The organism is Acidovorax sp. 93, assembly GCF_003633835.1.
Lineage (GTDB): Bacteria > Pseudomonadota > Gammaproteobacteria > Burkholderiales > Burkholderiaceae_C > Acidovorax > Acidovorax facilis.
Map to the genome: position 1 here is coordinate 3,451,196 of NZ_RBIT01000001.1, position 17,411 is coordinate 3,468,606.

Genomic DNA, 17,411 nt, shown 5'->3' on the forward strand with positions numbered 1-17,411 from the left:
TTGACGATTGCGCATGGCAACTGGCGCGATCCAGGCGTGGGACGCCGAGCAAGCGCCGCCCCGCAGCGAGGCGTTGTCCCCCTGGGGGGAAGGCGCCGAAGGCGACTCAGGGGGGGGGTCATAAGCCACCGCGCCGACCGAGTTTGCGGTCACCCACCAGCAGCTGAATGAGCCCGATGGAGGCCGACATGAGGATGATGAGCACCGTGCAGTACGCCAGCGCCACGCCATAGTCGCCATTGCCCACGCGGCCAATGATGTAGGTGGTGGCCAGCTCGTTTTCGGCCGTGACCAGGAAGATCACCGCACTCACGGTGGTGATGGCGCGCACAAAGCTGTAGACCAGCGCCGCCACCAGCGCAGGCTTGAGCAGCGGCAGCACCACATGGCGCAGCGTCTGCACACTGCCTGCACGCAGCATGACGGACGCTTCATCGAGCGACCGGTCCAGCTGCTTGAACGCGGCAGTGCCCGCCCGCACGCCCACCGGCAGATTGCGGAACATGAAGCACAGCACGATGATGAGTGCCGTGCCTGTCAGCTCGAACGGCGGCACGTTGAAAGCCAGGATGTAGCTCACGCCCAGCACCGTGCCGGGGATGGCGAAGGCCAGCAGCGCTGCAAACTCGAACGCGCCCTGCCCCCGGAACTCGGTGCGCGCCAGCAGCCACGCAATGCCGATGCCCAGCGTGGCCGTGAGCGGCGCCGAGATGGCCGCGAGCTTGAGCGTGGTGAAAAACGAGTTCCACGCCGTGCCCGCCCACACCACACCAAATTCGCCCCACTCCACACTGAACGCCGTGCGAAAGTGCGCCAGCGTGATGGTGTAGTCGCGCCCCCAGGTCTGCACAAAACCGCCCGCCAGTGCAAACAGGTACACGATGAGCGTGAAGGCCATCCAGGGCAGCGCGATGGAATGCACCACGCGGCGCACACCGGTGGGCAGCGGCATGGCAATGCCCGCGTCGCCCTTGCCCGACACGGTGGTGAAGTTCTGCTTGCCCAGCAGCCCTCGCTGGATGGCGAACACGGTGAGCGCAAAGAACGTGAGGATCCAGGCCAGCGACGCGGCACGCCCCTGGTCGTACTGCGCACCCACGATGGCAAAGAAGATTTCGGTAGACAGCACCGAGAACTGCCCGCCCACCACGATGGGATTGCCGAAGTCCGCCATGCTTTCGATGAAGCCCACCAAAAACGCGTTGGCCAGGCCCGGCTTGAGCAGCGGCAGGGTTACGGTCATGAAGGTGCGGTGCGGGCTGGCACGCAGCGTTTGGGCGGCCTCTTCCAGGCTGGGCGCCACGCCCTGCACCACGCCGCGCATGATCATGAAGGCGATGGGCGTGAACGCAAAGGTCTGCGCCACCCAGATGCCCAGCCAGCCGTAGAACCAGCGCGTGGGCGTGATGCCGAACGCGTACTCAAGAAACTGGTTGAACACCCCGGCACGGCCGAACAGCAGGATGAGCCCCAGGCCCACCACAAACGGCGGCGTGATGATGGGCAGCAGCGCCACGATGTTCAGCGGCCGCGCATAGCGGCGCGACGCGCGCTCGGCCATCAGCGCCATGAAAGTGCCCAGCAGCGTGGTGCTGGTGGCGGTCATCAGCCCGAGGAACAGCGTGTTCCAGGCCACGCCGCAGCGCTGGCCTCCACCCAGGTTGGCCAGGCACGAGAGGCCAAAGTTGCGCTCGTGTGCAATGCGTTCCCACACCACGCCCAGCGAGAACGGGCCGTCTTCGAGGAAGAACGCGGCCGACAGCGCCTTGAGCACCGGGAACACGATGAACAGTGCCAGCAGGCTGCCGCAGGTGAGCACGGCCGCCGCCACGAACAAATCGCCTTTAAAGAAACCGCGCCGTGCCACGCCAAACGACAGCAGCACCAGCAGTGCCGACAGCACCACAAACCCGCCCCAGCCCATGCCGGGCTGGCGCGCACCCAGCTCGCCCAGGCTGGTGTTCATCCATTCAAAGGCCCAGCCGCGTGCGCCAATCGCAAAGCCGCTGAGCACCAGCGCCAGCAGCCCCAGCGCGCCACCGGCAACCAGCACAGCACCCTGCTTGCGGCCCGCAGGCAGGCAGGCCCCCAGGCCGGCAACGGCAAGCCCGACCAGGCCCAACCAGAGCCAAGGTCGGCCAAACAGCGCCGCCTGCATCAGCCCGTTGGCCGCCTGTTCACCGCTGAAAACCTGGCCCACCGCCAGCAGGCCATTGGCATCCTGCTGCGCATACCAGGGAAACACGAGATAACCCAGCACGCCCACGACCCACCAGACCCACAGGGGCCGGTTGACCGAGGCGCTTAGTGCTGAGGTTCGGAAGGTTGCGTGCGCCGCCGCTGCTGCTGCCGACACCACCGCCCCTTAGCGTGCGGCGTTTTGCACGTCTTTTTCCCAGCGCGCAATCAAACGGCGGCGCTCGGCACTCGCGCCGTATTTGGCGTAGTCGTAGTTGATGAGCTTCATCTTGGAAGGGTCGGTCATGCGCGGGTCCTTGGGCACCTGCGTGTTGCTGGGCAGCTGGAACTGCTTGGCCGCCAGGCCAAACTGCTGGCCGCCTGGCGTGAGTGCCCATTCGTAGAACTTCTTGGCGGCCTCGGTGTTGGGGCCGTTCTTGACGATGCTCATGGAGCCCACCTCGGCGCCCGTGCCTTCCGAAGGCGTGACCGAGCCCACGGGGAAGCCATTGACCGCCTCAGTGGTCACGTCGTGCACGAAGCTCACCGACACCGTGGTCTCGCCCCGGGCGGCCGCCTTGACGGGCGCCGTGCCCGAGCGGGTGTAGGTGCTGATGTTGGGGTGCAGGGCCTTGAGGTATTCAAACGCCTTTTCCTCGCCCATGATCTGCACCAGCGTAGCGATCATGGTGTAGGCCGTGCCACTCGATGCCGGGTTGGCCATCTGCACCTCGCCCTTGAACTCGGGCTTGAGCAGGTCGGCCCACGACTGCGGGGGGTTGAGCTTGCGCTTGGCCAGCAGCTCCTTGTTGTAGCCAAAGCCCAGCGGGCCCAGGTACACGCCCACCGTGCGGTACTTGGAATCCGCCGCCTGCTTTTGCGCCCAGGGGTACAGCTGCGGCAACTGGGGCGATTTGTATTCGAGCGTGAGGCCCTGCTCGGCCGCCTGCAGGTGCGGGTCGCCTGTGCCGCCAAACCAGATGTCGGTCTTTGGGTTGGCGCGCTCGGCGTTGAGCTGCGCCAGCGCCTCGCCTGAGCCCTTGGCTGTCATGTTGACCTTGGTGCCTGTGGTCTTGGCGTACACCGTGGACATCAGGTTGCACCACTCGGCTTGCACCGAACAGATGATGTTGACCTGGCCCTGGGCCCAGCTGCCGGAAGCGGCCGCCACCAGGGCCGTGCCGGCCAGAAGTTTCGTCAGCAAAGGTTTGCGCATGGGAGTCTCCTCAGTATCTGGATAACGTGATTAACGCGATGCAAGGATGCTAGTCCTGCAGGCAGGCCAGGGTCAGGGGGGAAACTCCCAGACCGGGTGCAAGCAGGTTGAAAGGCGGGGATGGCGCTCTCCCCGCCGCCTTGGGAACCAAGTTACATTAAGAATGGTTCCCCCAAACCTGTTCGAAGGCCTCACCTGAGCAGCCCGCGCTGCACACCCTGACTGAGACATGCTCGACCGCATCACCGCCTCCCTGCCCTCCCTGGCCCCCGCCGAACAGCGCGTTGCCCGGCTGGTGCTAACCGACCCACGCACTTTTGCACGCCTGCCCGTGCGTGAACTGGCCGAACGCGCGCACGTGAGCAAACCCACGGTGGTGCGCTTTTGCCGCAGCATGGGGTATGACGGACTGGCAGATTTCAAGCTCAAGCTGGCAGGCAGCGTGAGCGAAGGCGTGCCCTTCATCCACCGCAGCGTGGACGCCGACGACAAGACCGGCGACGTGCTGGTGAAGGTGGTGGACAACGCCGTGGCGGCCTTTTTGCAATACCGCAATGCCGCCAGCACCGTGGCGCTGGAGCGTGCGGCCGAGGCGATTGCAGCCACCTGGAAAACCGGCAAACGCATCGAGTTCTACGGCGTGGGCAACTCGGGCATCGTGGCACAGGACGCGCAGCACAAGTTCTTCCGTCTGGGCGTCACGTCCATTGCCACCAGCGACGGCCACATGCAGGTGATGAGCGCGACCCTGCTCGGCCCGGGCGATTGCGCGGTGATCATCTCCAACTCGGGCCGCACCCGCGATTTGATGGACGCCGCCGACATCGCCCGCAAGAACGGCGCCACCACCATCGCCATCACCGCCAGCGGCTCGCCCCTGGCCAGCACCTGCCAGATCCACCTGGCCGCCGACCACCCCGAGGGCTACGACCGCTACAGCCCCATGGTGTCGCGGCTGATGCACCTGCTCATCATCGACGTGCTGGCCACCTGCGTGGCGCTGCGTATTGGCAGCTCGCTGCAGCCGATCCTGCAGCAGATGAAAGAGAATTTGCGGGCCAAGCGCTACGCGTAAATCCTGGCCGTCAGGCCAGGCCGGGTGCACACCTTCTCAGTCCAGCGTGACACCCGCATCGCGGATCACCTTGCCCCACTTGGTCGTTTCAGCAGCCAAGAAGGCATCGCACGCCTCCGGTGTGGTGCCCTCTCCGAAGGTACCCATGGTTTCGAGCTTGGCTTTGGTCTCTTCACTCTGGATGATGGCGTTCACCGCGTCCGACATGCGCTTGACAACGTCGCGCGACGTGCCGGCGGGAGCAATCATGCTGGCCCAGGTGCTGCCCAGCATGCCGGGCACGCCCTGCTCGATGAAGGTGGGCACGTCGGGCAACATGGGCAAGCGCTTTTCGCTGGCCACGCCGATGAGGGTGATGCGGCCTGCCTTGGCGGGCTGAATCAGGTTGGGCGGAGGGTCGAGGAACAAAGGCACCTGGCCGCCGAGCAAATCCGTCAGCGCCGGCGCGGCGCCGCGGTAGGGAATATGGACCATGAAGGTCTTGGTGAGTGACTTGTGCAACTCGCTGGTCAGGTGCGCGGCAGAGCCCGTGCCTGACGAGGCAAAACTCACCTTGCCCGGGTTGGCCTTGGCATAGGCCACGAGTTCCTTCACCGTCTTGAACGGTGCATTGGGGGCCACCGCTGCCACCAGTGGAGAAACACCCAGCAGCGACACCCCCACCAGGTCCTTGCGCGGGTTGTAGGGCAGCTTGGGGTAGAGCGTGGTGTTGGCGGTAAAGGCCGGAATGACCACGCCAAAGGTGTGACCGTCCGGAGCGGACTTGGCGACGGCATCCACGCCGATGATGCTGTTGGCGCCGGGTTTGTTGTCGATGACAACCGACTGACCGAACTGCTTTTGCAGGCCCAAAGTCAGCAGACGCGCCATCTGGTCGGTAAACCCGCCCGCCGTGTAAGGCACGACGATGCGGATCGGACGGCTGGGCCAACTGGCTTGGGCCAGCGCTGGCAGTGCCGCACTGACCAGCGCTGCGCCAGTGGCCTGGACGAGGCTGCGACGGGAAAGGGATGCGCTCATGGTTTTGTCTCCTGCTGGTTTATAGGTGCAAAAAATAGGCCCATCGCTTATTCAATAAGCACTGGCAGCTATATTTTCAATAGCATGCAACCCGCATCGATTGGGCTGTGCTTTTGATCTACGGGGGCTCAGAGCGCCTTGGTCAACTCCGGCACGGCCGTGAACAGATCGGCCTCCAGCCCATAGTCGGCCACGCTGAAGATCGGTGCCTCAGGGTCCTTGTTGATCGCCACGATCACCTTGGAGTCCTTCATGCCCGCCAAATGCTGGATGGCGCCCGAGATACCCGCTGCGATGTACAGCTGCGGCGCCACGATCTTGCCGGTCTGGCCCACTTGCCAGTCGTTGGGGGCGTAGCCTGCGTCCACTGCGGCCCGGCTGGCACCCAAAGCGGCGCCCAGCTTGTCGGCCAGCGGGGTCATCACTTCGTCGAACTTTTCCTTGCTGCCGAGGGCTCGGCCACCGGAGACGATGATCTTGGCGGCCGTGAGTTCGGGGCGGTCGCTCTTGGCGATTTCGCTGCCCATGAAGCTGCTCTTGCCAGCGTCTGCGGTGGCTGCGGCGGTTTCAACGGCTGCGGAACCGCCCGTGGCGGCTGCGGCGTCAAAGCCCGTGGCGCGCACGGTGATGACCTTGACGCTGTCGGCGCTTTGCACGGTGGCAATGGCGTTGCCGGCGTAGATGGGGCGCTCGAAGGTGTCTGGGCTCACCACTTTAGTGATGTCGCTGACCTGCGCCACGTCCAGCTTGGCGGCCACGCGGGGGGCCACGTTGCGGCCGCTGGCGGTGGCGGGGAACAGGATGTGGCTGTAGTTGCCTGCGATGGCGAGCACTTGCGCGGCCACGTTCTCGGCCAGGCCGTGTTCCAGGCCAGGGGCGTCGGCGTGGATGACCCTGGCGACACCGGCGATCTGGGCGGCTGCGGCGGCTGCTGCACCGGCGTTGTGGCCGGCCACCAGCACGTGCACGTCGCCACCGCAGGCCACAGCAGCGGTCACGGTGTTCAGCGTGGCGCCCTTGATGGACGCGTTGTTGTGTTCAGCAATAACGAGTACCGACATTTAGATCACCTTCGCTTCGTTCTTGAGTTTTTCAACGAGTGCCGCTACGTCGGCCACCTTGATGCCAGCACCGCGCTTGGCGGGCTCGGTCACCTTGAGGGTTTTGAGGCGCGGAGCCACGTCCACGCCGAGGTCTTCGGGCTTGACGGTATCGAGCTGCTTTTTCTTGGCCTTCATGATGTTGGGCAAGGTGACGTAGCGGGGCTCGTTCAGGCGCAGGTCGGTGGTGATGACCGCTGGCAGCGACAGCTGCAGGGTTTCCAGGCCGCCGTCCACTTCACGCGTCACGCTGACCTTGTCGGCCGACAGTTCAACCTTGTTGGCGAACGTGGCCTGGGGCAGGTCTGCCAGGGCCGCGAGCATCTGGCCGGTCTGGTTGGCGTCGTCGTCGATGGCTTGCTTGCCCAGGATGATGAGACCGGGCTGCTCTTTGTCCACCAGGGCCTTGAGGATCTTGGCCACGGCCAGGGGCTGTAGCTCGACGTCGGTTTCCACCAGGATGGCGCGGTCTGCACCGATGGCCATGGCAGTGCGCAGGGTTTCCTGACACTGGGCCACGCCGCAGGAGACTGCGATGACTTCGGTCACCAGGCCTTTTTCTTTCAGGCGCACGGCCTCTTCGACGGCGATTTCGTCAAAGGGGTTCATGCTCATCTTCACGTTGGCGATGTCCACACCCGTGTTGTCCGACTTCACGCGGACCTTCACGTTGTAGTCCACCACGCGCTTGACAGGGACGAGAACTTTCATGGGATTGTTTTCCTTGATTTTTGTTGTGGGAGTGCGGGTGCGCAGGCTTACTCGTTCGAGATGCCCTTGTCGCGGATCACAGTACCCCACTTGACGTAGTCCTGCTGAATGCGGCGGGCCATCTTGTCGGGCGCTTGGTATGCAGCGATGGCGCCTGCAGTCAACAACTTGTCCTGCGTGTCTTTCTCGGCCAGGATTTGCTGCACCTCGGTTGCGATGCGGTCCACCACGGCTTTGGGCGTACCGGGCGGCGCCAGCAGACCACCCCAGGAGACGGCCTCGTAGCCCTTGAAGCCCTGCTCGGCGATGGTCTTGACATCGGGCAGCATGGCCACGCGCTGGGGCGATCCCACTGCGATGGCACGCAGCTTCCCCGTCTGGATGTGCGGCAGCGCAGCCACCAGATCGGCGTACATCAGCGGCACCTGGCCGCCGATGGTGTCGGTAATGGCGGGCACGCCCCCTTTGTAGGGAATGTGCTGCATTTCAAAGCCCCCCATCTGCTTGAGCAGCTCCATGCTCAAATGGCCAAAGCTGCCCGCACCTGAGCTGGTGTAGTTGAGCTGACCTGGCCGGGCCTTGGCATGGGTAATGAGCTTTTGCAGATCGGTCACAGAAGGCATCTGGGCAGGATTGACCACCACGACGATGGGCAGGTCGTACACCGTGGCCACGGGCGTGAAGTCTTTCACCGTGTCGTAGCCCGCCTTCTTGTACAGATGCGGCGCCAGCAGCGTGGGCGTGGCCAGCATCATCAGCGTGTAGCCGTCGGCCGGGCTCTTGGCCACCTGGGCGGCAGCGATGGAGCCCGAAGCACCCGCACGGTTTTCCACCACCACGGGCTGGCCCAGCCGTTCGGCCAGGCGTTGGCCCACGATGCGCGAGGCAGTATCGGTAGGGCCGCCTGCCGGGAAGGGCACCACCAGCTTGATCATCCTGGTGGGCCAGGCTTGCGCGTGTGCCGAGGCCGCGCCCCAAAGGGCGCTGGCCGCCAGAGCGGCGGACACGGCCAGCACGGCGCGGCGGGCTGCGAAGGTGCGAGAGACAAACATTGGGGTCAAAACGGGCTCAGGTTGCTGGAGGGGTTGCATCAGTCCAGCTTGGCGCCGGACACCTTGACCACGCGCTCCCAGACGGGTGCATCTTTTTTGAACTGGGCGCCGAACTGTTCGGGGCTGCTGCCGACGGGGATGAAACCCATCTGCTGGATGCGCTCACGCACCTCAGGCAGCGCAATCACGGCCTGCAGCTCGCGGCCCAGGCGGGCCACGACCTCCGGCGGGGTGTTGGCCGGGGCGCTCATGCCCAACCAGCCTGTCACCTGGAACACCTCGTCCTTGATGCCCTGCTCGGCCATGGTGGCCAGCTTGGGAAGCGCATCCATGCGCTGGGTGCCCGTCACGGCCAGCGGCTTGAGACGGCCCGAATCAATGTACGGCCGGGCCGACTGCAGGCTGGCAAATGCCATTTGCAACTGCCCGCCCACCAGGTCCTGCAGCATGGGCGCCTCGCCCCTGTAGGCCACATGATTCATGTCGGCCTTGTGCTTGTCAGACAGCCAGGCGCCAGCCAGGTGGGCATACGAGCCCATGCCCCACGAGCCGTAGGCGACCTTGCCCTTGTTGCGGTCGATATAGCTCATCAGCTCGGCCGCGGTGGACACCGGCAGCTGCGGATGCACCAGCAGCACCACCGGAGCCAGGGCGATCTGCGTGATGAGGGCCTGGTCCTTTTGCGGCTGGTACGGCAGGCGCTCGTACAGGTACTGGTTGATCAGCATGGTGGTACCCAGCGACACCAGCAGCGTGTAGCCGTCGGCCGGTGACTTGAGCGCCTGGTCAGTGCCGGTCACACCGCCGGCGCCGCCACGGTTGTCTACCAGCACGGGCTGGCCCAGGCGGGCCGAGAGCTTCTCGCCCAGCGTGCGGGCGGTGATGTCGGTGGCGCCACCGGCCTGGTAGGGCACGATCAGCTTGATGGGCTTGCTGGGCCAGGCCTCCTTGCCCGACTGGGCCATGGCGGAACCCAGCAGGCCGGTGCTGGCCAAGGCGGCCAAGCCCTGCAGGACGCGGCGGCGGTGAATGTGGGTGATGTTCATGTTTGTCTCCTGGTTGAGGTTGAAAATTTGCTCCAGCGCTTACCCAGCAAGCGATTAAAGCTATTATTTTTATAGTATTTAGAGCGACGGAAGCGTGAGCACGCCCTTGTCGCGCAGGGCTTCAAGCTCTGCCTCGGGCAGCTGCAGCAGTTGCTGCAGCACCTCCCGCGTGGCGGCGCCCAGCGTGGGCGGGGCGTTGCGGATGGGCAGGCGTTGGCCGTCGAGTCGATAAGGCGGCGCAAACACATGCGTAGTGCCCGCCACGGGGTGGGGCATTTCCTGCAGCAGGCCGCCGCGGCGCGTACGCTCGCTGGTCAGCGCCTCGTGCAGGCCGGCCACCCTGCCGCAAGGGATGCCAGCAGCGGTCAGGCGTTCGAGCAGCACATCACGCGGGAAGCTGGCAATCAACGCCTTCATCTCGGGCAGCAGGATCAGTCGATTGCGGGCACGCTCGACGTTGGTGGCGTAACGTGGGTCTTCGACGATATCCGGGCGCATCACCACCTGGCGGCAGAACTTGTCGAACTGGCTGTTGTTGCCCACGGCGATGATGAGCGGACCATCCTGCGCCTCGAACATGCCGTAGGGCACGATGGACGGGTGGGCATTGCCGTAGCGCTGCGGGTCGTGACCCAGCAGCATGGCGTCGAGCCCGTAGTAGCCGGTGATCATCAGGCCGCAGTCGTACAGCGCCATTTCGATGTGACGGCCCTTGCCCGTAGTGCTGCGGCGAAACAGCGCGGCCAGCACGGCCTGCGCCGCGTACATGCCGGTCATCATGTCCACGGCAGCCACGCCGAACTTCAGCGGTGGCTGGCTGGCCTCGCCGTTCAGCGCCATCAGCCCGGCTTCGCCTTGAATCACCAGGTCGTAGCCGGGTCGCTTGGCCTCGGGGCCGGAACTGTCGTAGCCCGCCACCGAGCAGTAGATGAGGTCGGGCTTGATGGCCTTGAGCTGCTCGTAGCCCAGGCCCAGCTTCTCGGCACCACCGGTCTTGAAGTTCTGGATCACCACATCGCACTGCGGCAGCAAATCGCGGATGATCTTCACGCCTTCGGGCGTCTGCAAATCCACCGTGATGGACCGCTTGTTGCGGTTCATGCTGTTGTAGTAGGTGGTCTCGGTCTTGCCGATGCGCATGCCCCAGTCGCGGGTGTCGTCGCCCCGGCCGGGGTGCTCCACCTTGATGACGTCAGCGCCAAAGTCGGCCAGCACCTGGCCACACAGCGGCCCGGCAAACACGCGCGAGAGGTCGAGCACGCGCACGCCGTCGAGCGGGAAGTCCATGCCCTCGGGCAGCGGGGGTGTCGGTGTTGTAGTGGTCATTTCGTAGTGTCGGGTTGGGTAGCGGCAGTGGCAGGAGCCTGGCGCAAGCGTGCGAAATCGGCCGGGCGCTTTTCCAGAAACGCAGCGATGCCTTCGCGGGATTCTTCGGTGGCCTGTGACAGCACCATCAGCTGTGCCTCAAGCTCCAGCTGGTCAGCCAGCGGCTGCACATAGGCGCTGCGGCACAGGGCCTTGATGTTCGCCATCGCGGTGTCAGGCCCGGTGGCAACTTGCGCAGCCAGGGCCACGGCCTGGGCGAGTGCCTCGCCCGGCTCGGCCAGGCGGTTGACGGGGCCGAGCGCATGCAGCCGCTCACCCGAGATGCGTTCGCCCGTGAGGCACAGCTCGGTCAACACCTGACGCGAGACGAACTCGGCCAGGAAGGCGGTAGCACCGCCGTCGGGCGTGAGACCCACCTTCACATACGCCACAGAGAACACGGCATTGCGTGCAGCCACCAGCATGTCGCAGGCCAGCGCCAACGACAGACCGGCGCCCGCCGCAGCGCCCTCCACCGCGGCAATGACCGGCTTGCGGCAATCGCGCACGGTGCGGATCAGGTCGTGCAGGCCTTCGAGCTTGGCGCGGCGCTCTTCAATGGACAGCTCACGGCGCTTGGCCAATTGGCGCAAGTCACCGCCCGCACAAAAGTGCCCGCCTTCGCCCGTGAGCACGATGGCACCCACGGTAGGGTCGGACTCGGCCTCCGCCAAGGCCTCGGTCAGCGCCGCGTAAAACGCGGGCGACAGCGCGTTGCGCGCGGCGGGGTTATTGTTGGAGAGCACGAGCACCGCGCCCTCACGGCGTTGCAGCAGAGGCTGTGGCTGCTCCATGGCTTCAGCTCCGGCCCAGCGCAATGAAGCGCGCCAGGTGGTGGTCTTCATCGCCAAACTGGTGATCAACCATGACCAGGCGCTTGGCATAGTGCGACAGGGGCAGCTCCCACGTCATGCCAATGCCGCCGTGCAGCTGGATGCTTTCCTCAGCCACCAGCGCTCCAATGCGGCCCATCGTGACCTTGGCGGCGGACAGCGCACGCTCGCGCTCGGTGCGGTCGGTGCTGTCCATGGCTGCAGCCGCATTGATGACGGCAGAGCGTGCCTGCTCCACCTCCAGCAGCAGGTCGGCCATGCGGTGCTGCAGGGCCTGAAAGCTGCCAATGGGCACACCAAACTGCTTGCGCGTTTGCAGGTATTCCAGCGTGTGCTTCTTGGCCACATCCATGGCGCCCAGCGCCTCGGCGCACACGGCCAGAATGCCCCAGCCCGCGGCATGTTCCAGTGTGGCAAAACCTTGGCCTTCCGAGCCCACCAGCGCGCCGGCGCCGACTTGCACGTTTTGCAACGTGACTTCGGCCACACGGCCACCGTCGATGCGGCCCATGCCACGACGGCTCAGGCCCGCGGCATCGGCGGGCACCAGGAACAGCGAGATACCCTCTTCATCGTCCACGGCGCCCGCTGTGCGGGCACTGACCAACAGCAGTTGAGCCTGGTCGCCATGCAGCACCACGGCCTTGTGGCCGGTGAGCAACCAGCCGTCGCCATTGCGCACGGCGCGGGTGGTCACGCGGTTCAGGGCGTAGTGCGCGCCGGCTTCCTCGTGCGCCAGGGTCACCACGGTGCTGCCGTCGATGATGCTGGCGATGTGTTCCTTTTGCGCAGCGCTGCCCGCCAGGCCCAATGCCCGGCCCACCATGAGTGCACCCACAAACGGCTCGACCACCAGGCCACTGCCCAGGGCTTCAAACACCACGGCCACATCAAAGCCCGCACCGCCAAAACCGCCATCGGCCTCGGGGAAAAGCGCGCCAATCGCACCCAGCTCCGCAAAGCGTCCCCACAGCGCTGCGTCCATGCCGCTGTCGCCGTAGGCGATGTGGTTGCGGATTTCGATCCCGTACTGCTCGGCCACAAAACGGTTCAGGGTGTCCGCCAGCATGCGGCGGTCTTCGGTATGTTCAAAGTTCATCGCGGCAACCTCACAAACCAAGGATCATTTTGGAAATGATGTTCTTCTGAATTTCATTGGAGCCGCCAAAGATCGACAGCTTGCGGTAGTTGAAGTAATTCGCGGCTGCCGTCGCTGCCTCCTTCGGCCCCACGGGTTCATCGGCATAGCCTTCGTACTGCGCTTCTTCGATGAAAGGCAGCGCATACGGACCCATCGCGCGACGGATGAGCGACAGGATTTCCTGGCGGATCTCGGTGCCACGGATCTTGAGCATGGAGCTTTCAGCCCCCGGCACTCCGCCACCCGCCACGGCGGCAATCACGCGCAGGTTGGTGGTCTTCATGTTCTCCAGGTCAATCTCGACCTGGGCCATGCGGGCGGCAAACAGCGGGTCCTGGTCCAGCGGCTGGCCGTTCTTCATCACCTTGGCGGCCACCACCTTGAGCTTGGCCAGTGCGGCAATGCAAAAGCCCACGCCTGCAATGCCTGTGCGCTCATAGGTCAGCAGGTACTTGGCGTAGGTCCAGCCCTTGTTCTCCTCGCCCACCAGGTTTTCTACCGGCACCTTCACGTCGGTGAAGAACACCTCGTTGACTTCCTTGTCGCCATCGAGCGTGCGGATGGGGCGCAGCTCCACGCCGGGCGATTGCATGTCCACCAGCAAGAAGCTGATACCCGATTGCGCCTTGGCCTCGCGGTCGGTGCGCACCAGGCAGAAGATCATGTTGGCGTGCTGGCCCTGGGTGGTCCAGGTCTTCTGGCCGTTGACGATGTAGTGGTCACCTGTTTCGTCCGTGACTCGCACTGCCGTGGTCTTCACGGAAGCCAGGTCCGAGCCCGCGCCGGGCTCGGAGTAGCCCTGGCACCACCAGTCCTCACCACTCAGGATGCGCGGCAGCCAGTATTGCTTCTGCGCTTCGTTGCCAAACTTGATGAGCACCGGGCCCAGCATGTTCACGCCAAAGGGCACGATGCGCGGGCCACCGGCCAGCGCGCATTCGGTGTCGAAAATGAACTTCTCGACCGCGCCCCAGCCGGGGCCGCCATAGGCTTCGGGCCAGTGGTTGGCAAGCCAGCCGCGCTCGTTCAGGATGGCGTGCCACTCATCCTGGTCGGCCTTGGACAGGCGCTGCCCGGCCTTGACCTTGGTGGCGATGCGTTCGGGCAGCTTGGCTTTCAAGAAAGCCTGCACCTCGGCGCGGAAGGCTTCCTCTTGGGGGGTGAAATTCAGGTCCATATCGGGTCGCTTGCAGTTTCAGAGTTCGGTGGTGTGGCGCACGGTCAGAAGATTTCGAAGAGGCCTGCAGCGCCCATGCCACCGGCAATGCACATCGTCACCACGCCGTACTTGGCCTTGCGGCGGCGGCCTTCGAGCAGCAGGTGGCCCACCAGGCGCGCGCCGGTCATGCCGAAGGGGTGGCCAATGGCAATCGCTCCGCCGTTCACGTTCAGCCGCTCGGACGGAATGCCCAGGCGGCGCTGGCAGTACAGGGCCTGCGAGGCAAAGGCTTCGTTCATCTCCCACAGGTCAATGTCCTGCACCGTGAGGCCGTGGCGCGCCAGCAGCTTGGGCACGGCAAACACGGGGCCAATGCCCATTTCGTCGGGCTCGCAACCGGCCACCGCAAAGCCACGGAACGCGCCCAGGGGCTGCAGGCCACGGCGCTCGGCTTCTTTCGCTTCCATGAGCACGCAGGCGCTGGAGCCGTCGGACAGCTGCGAGGCGTTGCCTGCGGTGATGAACTGGCCCGGACCTTTCACCGGCTCCAGCTTGGCAAGGCCTTCCAGCGTGGTGCTGGCGCGATTGCAGTTGTCGTGCGTGGCCGTCACTTCGCGGTAGGTGACTTCGCCGGTTTCCTTGTTTTTTTCCATCATGCGCGTGCTGCAGGGCACGATCTCGTCAGCGAATACCCCTGCCTGCTGTGCGGCGGCGGTGCGCTGCTGGCTTTGCAGCGAGAAAGCGTCCTGGTCTTCACGGCTGATGCCGTAGCGGTGGGCCACGATGTCGGCGGTATCGATCATGGCCATGTAGAGGTCGGGCTTGTGTTCTTGCAGCCAGGGGTCGATGTCGCCTGGCAGCCCAGCACGGATGGCCGAGATGCTCTCCACCCCACCGGCCACCATGGCGGGCACACCTTCGGCCACAATGCGGCCCGCCGCAATCGCCACCGACTGCAGACCCGATGCGCAAAACCGGCTGGCCACCATGCCCGCCACCGACAGCGGCAAGCCGGCGCGCAGTGCCGTCTGACGACCAATGTTCTTACCCGTGATGCCCTCGGGGTAGCCGCAGCCCATCACCAGGTCTTCGATCAGCTCGGGGTCGATGCCCGAGCGCTCGACCGCCGCCTTGACGGAAAAGGCCGCCAGCTGCGGGCCGGGCGTGGCGTTGAACTCGCCCCGGTGCGACTTGGTCAGCGGGGTGCGGGCGGTGGAAACGATGACGGCTTCACGCATGATTTGCTCCTGATTTAATAGCTGCTTGCGCTTATTAATCAAGCGCTAGAGACTAAAATGATTTGAATTTGATGAATCTGAAAAATCGAATCGCGAGGCGGGCTCAGCTCTTTTCAGCCTGGTTCAGGCTGTCAAAGTTGCGCCCTTCCCGCACCAGTTGCACCAGCAAAGGCGAGGGCTTCCAAAACAGCGGGTCTTCCTTGGCAAAGGCCTCGATGTCGGCCAGCACCTTGTCCGGCCCCGTCATGTCGGCCCACTTCATTGGGCCGCCACGGTGGCGCGGAAAGCCGTAGCCTGCGACAAAGGTCACGTCCACATCCAGCGGGCGCAGGGCAATGCCTTCGGCCACCACTTTGGCGCCTTCGTTGACCATGGCGGCCATGTAGCGGCGCATGATCTCGTCGGCGCTGAAGCTGCGGGGCGTGACGCCTTTCTTGGCGCGCTCTGCGTCCACGATAGCCAGCACCTCAGGGTCGGGCTGGCCCGTGCGGGCACCGTCGGGGTACAGGTAGAACCCGCGCCCGGTCTTCTGACCAAACCAGCCGCGTTCGCAGATGCGGTCGGCAATCTCCACGTACCGGGCCTTGGGGTCACGCGTGGCAGCGCGGCGCTTGCGGGTGGCCCAGCCAATGTCTCCACCGGCCAGGTCTGTCACCTGGAATGGGCCCATGGCAAAACCAAAGCCGCGCACGGCAGCGTCGATCTCGTAGGGGCTTGCGCCGTCTTCCAGCAGGCAGTCAGCGGCCTGCTTGTACACGGCCAGGATGCGGTTGCCGATGAAGCCGTCGCACACACCGGCGCGCACAGGCACCTTTTTCAGCTTGCGGGCCAGCTCGAATGCCGTGGCCACCACGTCGGGCGCCACCTTGGCGGGCACCACGATCTCCAGCAGCTTCATGATGTTGGCGGGGCTGAAGAAGTGCAGGCCGATCACATCCTGCGGGCGGCCGGTGGCAGCGGCAATGGCGTCGATGTCGAGGTAGGAGGTGTTGGTGGCCAGCACGGCACCGGGCTTGCACACGCGGTCCAGCTCGCGGAACACGGCCTTCTTGACTTCGATGTCTTCAAACACGGCCTCGATCACCAGGTCCACCTGGGCGATGTTGGCGTAGTCGGTGCTGCCGGTGTAGCGCGCCATCACGGCGGCCTGGGCAGCTTCAGTCATGCGGCCCTTGGCCACCAGGGCGTTGTAAACCTTCTCGACATTGGCGCGGCCACGGGCGATGGACTCGGCGTCGCGCTCGATCATGGTCACCGGCAAGCCGGCATCGAGGGCTGCCACTGCAATGCCCGCGCCCATGGTGCCGCCGCCGATGACGGCAATGCTGGCCACGGGGCGCGGCTGTGCGGCCTGTGCTTCGGGCACCTTGACGACCTCGCGTTCGGCAAAAAAGGCGTGGATGAGACCGGCGCGCTGCGGGCTGTCCAGGCACTCCATGAACAGCGCACGCTCGCGGGCCATGCCTTCGTCAAACGGCAGTTGCAGCGCAGCATGCACGCATTCGATGATCTTGAGGGGCGAGAACAGGCCGCGCGACTTTTTGGCGGTCTCGGCCTTCTGTTCGTCCAGCCAGGCCAGCGCAGCCTGCGGCTCGGCAATGGCCAGGTCACGCGTGCGGCGCACGGGGGCGTTGGCAGCCAGCAGTTCGCGCACGTAGGCCAGGCCTGCGGCCAGCGGGTCGGTGCCTTCCACCAGCTTGTCCACCAGCCCGGCCTGCAGTGCGGCCTGTGCCTTGAGGGGCTGGCCGCTGAGCATGAGGGTGGTGGCGGCCTGCACGCCCATCAAGCGCGGGGCGCGCTGGGTGCCTCCCGAGCCGGGCAGCAGGCCCAGGTTCACCTCGGGCAGGCCCAGCGTAGCGGCAGGCAATGCCAGGCGGTAATGGGCTGACAGAGCCACTTCGAGACCGCCGCCCAGCGCCGCACCGTGCAGCACGGCCACCACGGGCTTGTTCAGGTTTTCGATGGCGCGGCAGACCTCGGGCAGGATGGGGGCAACCGGTGGCTTGCCGAATTCGCGGATATCCGCCCCGGCAATGAAGGCCTTGCCAGCGCCCACCAGCAGCACGGCCGCCACTGCGGCGTCGGCCTGCGCCTGCTGCATGGCGGCCAACAGGCCCTGGCGCACGGCGGCGCCCAGGGCGTTGACGGGTGGGTTGTCGATGGTGACGACAAGCACATCGCCCTGCAGCGCGGTGGTGACAACGGAAGATGCGGGAATGGCGGCGCCCATGCTGGAAAGTCTCCTGGTCGATGGCTATTGACTGCCTGTGAATGACT

At 65.2% G+C, this 17,411-nt stretch carries 14 protein-coding genes; 1 reads left to right on the forward strand and 13 read right to left on the reverse strand.

Annotated elements, in window-relative coordinates:
* Window positions 1-118: 118 nt before the first annotated feature.
* Both C8C93_RS15705 and C8C93_RS15710 read right to left on the reverse strand, forming a co-directional pair.
* Window positions 119-2,260: an iron ABC transporter permease gene (locus C8C93_RS15705; RefSeq protein ID WP_233559442.1), complete on the reverse strand. Its 2,142-nt coding sequence runs from the start codon at window positions 2,258-2,260 to the stop codon at window positions 119-121.
* Between the two features lie 105 nt (window positions 2,261-2,365).
* The gene (locus C8C93_RS15710; RefSeq protein WP_121507513.1) at window positions 2,366-3,394 is read right to left on the reverse strand and encodes an ABC transporter substrate-binding protein; all 1,029 of its coding nucleotides are present in this window, start codon (window positions 3,392-3,394) and stop codon (window positions 2,366-2,368) included.
* Between the two features lie 229 nt (window positions 3,395-3,623).
* Here C8C93_RS15710 and C8C93_RS15715 point away from each other — a divergent pair, with 229 nt between their 5' ends.
* Window positions 3,624-4,469 carry a MurR/RpiR family transcriptional regulator gene (locus C8C93_RS15715; RefSeq protein ID WP_055394300.1) on the forward strand — a complete coding sequence of 282 codons (846 nt, stop codon included), beginning with the start codon at window positions 3,624-3,626 and terminating at the stop codon, window positions 4,467-4,469.
* A gap of 36 nt (window positions 4,470-4,505) precedes the next feature.
* On the opposite strand, the gene C8C93_RS15720 is transcribed toward C8C93_RS15715, so the two are convergent.
* From C8C93_RS15720 to C8C93_RS15770, 11 genes are all read right to left on the reverse strand, one after another.
* The gene (locus C8C93_RS15720; RefSeq protein WP_121507514.1) at window positions 4,506-5,489 is read right to left on the reverse strand and encodes a tripartite tricarboxylate transporter substrate binding protein; all 984 of its coding nucleotides are present in this window, start codon (window positions 5,487-5,489) and stop codon (window positions 4,506-4,508) included.
* A 128-nt stretch (window positions 5,490-5,617) separates the two neighbouring features.
* Window positions 5,618-6,550, reverse strand: coding sequence for an electron transfer flavoprotein subunit alpha/FixB family protein (locus C8C93_RS15725; RefSeq protein WP_121507515.1), 933 nt, complete (start codon window positions 6,548-6,550; stop codon window positions 5,618-5,620).
* Window positions 6,551-7,300: an electron transfer flavoprotein subunit beta/FixA family protein gene (locus C8C93_RS15730; protein WP_121507084.1), complete on the reverse strand. Its 750-nt coding sequence runs from the start codon at window positions 7,298-7,300 to the stop codon at window positions 6,551-6,553.
* A 47-nt stretch (window positions 7,301-7,347) separates the two neighbouring features.
* The gene (locus tag C8C93_RS15735) at window positions 7,348-8,352 is read right to left on the reverse strand and encodes a tripartite tricarboxylate transporter substrate binding protein (RefSeq protein WP_121507516.1); all 1,005 of its coding nucleotides are present in this window, start codon (window positions 8,350-8,352) and stop codon (window positions 7,348-7,350) included.
* Window positions 8,353-8,390: 38 nt separating this feature from the next.
* Entirely contained in the window at window positions 8,391-9,398 is a 1,008-nt protein-coding gene (locus C8C93_RS15740) for a tripartite tricarboxylate transporter substrate binding protein (RefSeq protein ID WP_121507517.1), read from the reverse strand.
* A gap of 78 nt (window positions 9,399-9,476) precedes the next feature.
* A complete protein-coding gene (locus C8C93_RS15745) occupies window positions 9,477-10,724 on the reverse strand; it encodes a CaiB/BaiF CoA-transferase family protein (RefSeq protein ID WP_121507518.1) in 1,248 nt (415 codons plus the stop codon).
* Window positions 10,721-11,557 (reverse strand): oxepin-CoA hydrolase, alternative type, encoded by an 837-nt coding sequence (locus tag C8C93_RS15750; RefSeq protein WP_121508822.1) that lies wholly within the window; start codon window positions 11,555-11,557, stop codon window positions 10,721-10,723. The genes C8C93_RS15745 and C8C93_RS15750 overlap by 4 nt, the downstream gene beginning before the upstream one ends.
* A gap of 4 nt (window positions 11,558-11,561) precedes the next feature.
* Complete coding sequence (locus tag C8C93_RS15755) at window positions 11,562-12,695, reverse strand: acyl-CoA dehydrogenase family protein (protein ID WP_121507519.1); 1,134 nt, start codon at window positions 12,693-12,695, stop codon at window positions 11,562-11,564.
* A gap of 10 nt (window positions 12,696-12,705) precedes the next feature.
* On the reverse strand, window positions 12,706-13,914 hold the full coding sequence (locus tag C8C93_RS15760) for an acyl-CoA dehydrogenase family protein (protein ID WP_121507520.1): 1,209 nt from the start codon (window positions 13,912-13,914) through the stop codon (window positions 12,706-12,708).
* A gap of 44 nt (window positions 13,915-13,958) precedes the next feature.
* Window positions 13,959-15,134 (reverse strand): acetyl-CoA C-acyltransferase, encoded by a 1,176-nt coding sequence (locus C8C93_RS15765; RefSeq protein WP_121507521.1) that lies wholly within the window; start codon window positions 15,132-15,134, stop codon window positions 13,959-13,961.
* Window positions 15,135-15,237: 103 nt separating this feature from the next.
* Complete coding sequence (locus tag C8C93_RS15770) at window positions 15,238-17,364, reverse strand: 3-hydroxyacyl-CoA dehydrogenase NAD-binding domain-containing protein (RefSeq protein WP_121507522.1); 2,127 nt, start codon at window positions 17,362-17,364, stop codon at window positions 15,238-15,240.
* Window positions 17,365-17,411 lie beyond the last annotated feature (47 nt).

What these genes read in the sequence shown, in the direction of transcription:
- C8C93_RS15710 (WP_121507513.1), bottom strand. Translation starts at nt 3,394, where the DNA reads ATGCGCAAACCTTTGCTGACGAAACTTCTGGCCGGCACGGCCCTGGTG.
- C8C93_RS15715 (WP_055394300.1), top strand. Translation starts at nt 3,624, where the DNA reads ATGCTCGACCGCATCACCGCCTCCCTGCCCTCCCTGGCCCCCGCCGAA.
- C8C93_RS15720 (WP_121507514.1), bottom strand. Translation starts at nt 5,489, where the DNA reads ATGAGCGCATCCCTTTCCCGTCGCAGCCTCGTCCAGGCCACTGGCGCA.
- C8C93_RS15725 (WP_121507515.1), bottom strand. Translation starts at nt 6,550, where the DNA reads ATGTCGGTACTCGTTATTGCTGAACACAACAACGCGTCCATCAAGGGC.
- C8C93_RS15730 (WP_121507084.1), bottom strand. Translation starts at nt 7,300, where the DNA reads ATGAAAGTTCTCGTCCCTGTCAAGCGCGTGGTGGACTACAACGTGAAG.
- C8C93_RS15735 (WP_121507516.1), bottom strand. Translation starts at nt 8,352, where the DNA reads ATGTTTGTCTCTCGCACCTTCGCAGCCCGCCGCGCCGTGCTGGCCGTG.
- C8C93_RS15740 (WP_121507517.1), bottom strand. Translation starts at nt 9,398, where the DNA reads ATGAACATCACCCACATTCACCGCCGCCGCGTCCTGCAGGGCTTGGCC.
- C8C93_RS15745 (WP_121507518.1), bottom strand. Translation starts at nt 10,724, where the DNA reads ATGACCACTACAACACCGACACCCCCGCTGCCCGAGGGCATGGACTTC.
- C8C93_RS15750 (WP_121508822.1), bottom strand. Translation starts at nt 11,557, where the DNA reads ATGGAGCAGCCACAGCCTCTGCTGCAACGCCGTGAGGGCGCGGTGCTC.
- C8C93_RS15755 (WP_121507519.1), bottom strand. Translation starts at nt 12,695, where the DNA reads ATGAACTTTGAACATACCGAAGACCGCCGCATGCTGGCGGACACCCTG.
- C8C93_RS15760 (WP_121507520.1), bottom strand. Translation starts at nt 13,914, where the DNA reads ATGGACCTGAATTTCACCCCCCAAGAGGAAGCCTTCCGCGCCGAGGTG.
- C8C93_RS15765 (WP_121507521.1), bottom strand. Translation starts at nt 15,134, where the DNA reads ATGCGTGAAGCCGTCATCGTTTCCACCGCCCGCACCCCGCTGACCAAG.
- C8C93_RS15770 (WP_121507522.1), bottom strand. Translation starts at nt 17,364, where the DNA reads ATGGGCGCCGCCATTCCCGCATCTTCCGTTGTCACCACCGCGCTGCAG.